The sequence below is a fragment of the Mycobacterium sp. IS-1264 genome, from assembly GCF_001954195.1.
GTDB lineage: Bacteria > Actinomycetota > Actinomycetes > Mycobacteriales > Mycobacteriaceae > Mycobacterium.
Map to the genome: position 1 here is coordinate 1 of NZ_MBES01000043.1, position 3,650 is coordinate 3,650.

A 3,650-nucleotide genomic window follows, 5' to 3' on the forward strand; every position below is an offset into this window, starting at 1 on the left:
TGCACATGATCGCGTCCCGCCGCCCGCAGCAGCTCCGCCGTCGATGGCGGGACGCAACCCGTGTCGTTGTCGCGCTCGTCTTGCACCGGCCCCGGCAAGTCCATGAGTCGAGCAAGGAGATTCGCCGACGCCACCCCGTCGGCCAAGGCGTGGTGCAGCTTGCCGATGAGCGCGACACGGCCACCGGCCAGGCCTTCGGCGAAGTGGAACTCCCAGAGCGGACGGCTGCGATCCAGCGGGGTGGTCGCGACCTTTCCGATGACCTCATCGAGCTCGCGGCGACCACCGGGGCCGGGGACCCGAACCCGGCGCAGGTGGTAGTCGAGGTCAACCTCGCAGTTCTCCAGCCACATCGGGTGATGCGCTCGCCACGGGATGTCGACCAGCTTGTAGCGCAGTGGATCCAGCCGATGCAACCGGCGTAGCAGCGTGCGGCGGAACAGGTCGAAACTGAACTCGCTTTCGGCAGCGTCGACGACGGCGACCTTCAGCGTGTGCGTGTGCAGATTCGGCGTCTCGCTGTAGAGCAGCATCGCATCCATGCCGTTGAGCCGCTTCACCCAACCATTATCGCCGTGCTCGACGCCGGTGGTGAACAAATTTCTGGTTCGCAGAAGCGCCGAAATTGCCGTGAGGGCTGTGATCCCGGTGCTGACGACGACCGTGGCGGCAATCTCGGCGTGCCGCCGGATAATAGTCAAAGCTCGAGGTGCGCATGTGGCCGATGTGACCACCGGTCGCGAATTGACCACCCCGCCACATAACCGCCCAAACCCTTGGTTGACAATCGACCCAACAGCACTTCGTTAGTTTGTCTGTCAAAGGAGACACCATCATGGCTGAAGCCGTCATCGTCGAGGCAGTGCGCTCACCGATCGGGAAACGCAACGGCGGGCTGTCCGGGGTGCACCCCGCCGACCTGTCCGCGCAGGTTCTCAACGGGTTGGCGGACAAGGCCGGCATCGACCCCGGGATCGTCGACGACGTCATCTGGGGCTGCGTCATGCAGGCGGGCGAACAGGCCCTCGACATCGGCCGCACCGCGCTGCTGGCGGCCGGCTGGCCGGAGACCGTGCCGGGCGTGACCGTCGACCGCCAGTGCGGGTCGAGCCAGCAGTCCATACATTTCGCCGCCGCAGGAGTGGTGGCCGGGCACTATGACGTCGTCGTCGCCGGCGGCGTGGAGTCGATGTCGCGGACCCCGATGGGATCGTCGTTGGCCGGCGGCGGCAACCCGTACCCCAAGGCTTTCAAGGACCGCTACGACCGGACGCCCAACCAGGGCCTGGGCGCGGAAATGATCGCCGAGCAGTGGGGCCTCGACCGGCTCGCGCTCGACGAGTTCTCCCTGGGGTCGCACGAAAAGGCCGCGGCGGCACAGGATTCCGGCGCTTTCGACGACCAGATCGTGGGCATCAAGGACCAGGACGGCAACGTCGTCCTCAAGGACGAAGGCATCCGCCGCGGCACGCCGATGGAGAAGATGGCGTCGCTGAAGCCGGCGTTCAAGGAGGACGGCGTGATCCACGCCGGCAACTCCTCGCAGATCTCCGACGGCTCCGCCGCCATCCTGTTCATGTCCGCCGAGAAGGCCAAGTCGCTCGGTCTGAAGCCGCTCGCCAAGGTGCACACCGCGACGCTGGCCGGAGCCGACCCGGTGATCATGCTGACCGCGCCGATCCCGGCGACGCAGAAGGTGCTGAAGAAATCCGGGCTCTCCATCGGCGACATCGGGGCGTACGAAGTCAACGAGGCGTTCGCGCCCGTGCCGCTGGCGTGGCTGAAGGACATCGGCGCCGACGAGAAGAAGCTCAACCCCAACGGCGGCGCGATCGCGCTCGGCCACCCGCTCGGCGGATCGGGCGCGCGATTGATGACCACGCTGCTCTATCACATGCGGGACAAGGGAATTCGTTACGGCCTGCAGACAATGTGTGAGGGCGGGGGCCAGGCCAACGCCACCATCGTGGAACTCCTGTGACCGAAGCCGCGCAGCCGGCGGTGCTGGTCGACCGGACCGGCAACGTCATGGTCATCACGATCAACCGGCCCGAGGCTCGCAACGCCGTGAACAGCGCGGTGAGCATCGGGGTCGGTGACGCGCTGGAGGACGCGCAACACGACCCCGAGGTGCGCGCGGTGGTGATCACCGGTGCCGGTGACAAGTCGTTCTGCGCCGGAGCCGACCTCAAGGCGATCTCGCGCCGGGAAAACCTGTACCACCCCAACCATGGTGAATGGGGCTTCGCCGGTTACGTGCACCACTTCATCGACAAGCCCACCATCGCCGCGGTCAACGGCACGGCATTCGGGGGAGGCACCGAGCTGGCGCTGGCCAGCGACCTGGTGGTTGCCCACGAGCATGCGCAATTCGGGCTACCCGAGGTCAAGCGCGGGCTGATCGCCGCGGCCGGTGGCGTCTTCCGGATCGTGAACCAGCTGCCCCGCAAGGTGGCGATGGAGCTGCTGTTGACCGGTGAGCCACTGACGGCCTCCGACGCCTGGGAGTGGGGCCTGGTCAACCAGGTGGTCAAGGAGGGCTCGGTGCTAGATGCGGCCTTGGCGCTGGCGGCGCGGGTGACCGTCAATGCGCCGCTGTCAGTGCAGGCCAGCAAGCGCATCGCCTGCGGGGTCGACGATGGCGTGATCACCGCCGACGAAGTGGGCTGGGAGCGCACCATGCGCGAGATGCGTGTCCTGATCAGATCCGAGGACGCCAAGGAGGGACCGCTCGCGTTCGCCGAAAAGCGGGATCCGGTTTGGAAGGCGCGCTAACCGGCGAGCACGTTCACGCCGGCCCGGAACGCGCCGGGCAACAGCGCGCCCGCCGGCACGATGGCACGGCGAACTACCCGCGGCGTGCTGGCCAGCACCAGCGCCCGGGTCAGCAGGCGATAGTCGCGGGTAATCCGGTGCCACGCGGCTTCGTATGACGAGGGATCGTCACGAACGATTGCCCCGACGACCGCGGCCGCCTGCTTGACGGCCAGACTGATGCCTTCGCCGGTCAGCGCGTCCTCATAGCCCGCCGCGTCGCCCACCAACAGCACGCGGCCGGCAACCCGGCGGGGGACTACCTGGCGCAGCGGGCCGCAGCCGCGCGCGGCTCCGCGGTCGGCGCCCGCGAGGTGCTCGGCCAGTCGCGGGAACCAGGCGAGGTCAGGTTGTCCGCTGGACAGGATCGCGACGCCGACCAGATCCGGTTCCACCGGCGTCACGTATGCCTCGCCCCAGCGCGACCAATACACTTCGACGAACTCCGACCACACCGGCACCCGGAAATGCCAGCGCACGCCGAAACGGCGCGGTCTGCCGGCCTTCGCTGTGATTCCGATCGCGCGCCGGACCGCCGAATGCAATCCGTCGGCCGCCACCAACCATTTCGCGCGCACCCCCGCCGCCGTCACGCCGCGCGCATCCTGCTCGACGGCTGTCACCTTCGCCCGGATCCACTCGGTATCTTGCTCTTTGGCCCGTGCGGCGAGCGCCGCGTGCAACGTGGTGCGCCGCACGCCCCGGCCCGGCGCCGGCGCGAAACCGCGCCTCGGCCCGACGATGTTCGCCGACGTAGGCGATGCCGTGAAACGGCATGCCGGCCGGGTCAACCCCCAACCAACACAGCAGGCCGAGCGCCCCCCGCCAACGCCCCC

At 68.2% G+C, this 3,650-nt stretch carries 3 protein-coding genes and 1 pseudogene; 2 read left to right on the forward strand and 2 right to left on the reverse strand.

What is annotated here, in order from left to right; all coding sequences use genetic code 11:
• The coding region (locus tag A5744_RS07445; RefSeq protein WP_276206961.1) for a wax ester/triacylglycerol synthase domain-containing protein at positions 1-560 on the reverse strand (560 nt) is incomplete at its 3' end.
• A 275-nt stretch (positions 561-835) separates the two neighbouring features.
• Here A5744_RS07445 and A5744_RS07450 point away from each other — a divergent pair.
• Together A5744_RS07450 and A5744_RS07455 are read left to right on the forward strand one after the other, a co-directional pair.
• Positions 836-1,981 (forward strand): thiolase family protein, encoded by a 1,146-nt coding sequence (locus A5744_RS07450; RefSeq protein WP_076059739.1) that lies wholly within the window; start codon positions 836-838, stop codon positions 1,979-1,981.
• Positions 1,978-2,775 (forward strand): crotonase/enoyl-CoA hydratase family protein, encoded by a 798-nt coding sequence (locus A5744_RS07455; RefSeq protein WP_076059741.1) that lies wholly within the window; start codon positions 1,978-1,980, stop codon positions 2,773-2,775. The genes A5744_RS07450 and A5744_RS07455 overlap by 4 nt, the downstream gene beginning before the upstream one ends.
• On the opposite strand, the pseudogene A5744_RS07460 reads toward A5744_RS07455, so the two are convergent.
• Positions 2,772-3,650, reverse strand: a pseudogene (locus A5744_RS07460) (FAD-dependent monooxygenase); the annotation flags it as partial. The gene A5744_RS07455 and the pseudogene A5744_RS07460 overlap by 4 nt on opposite strands.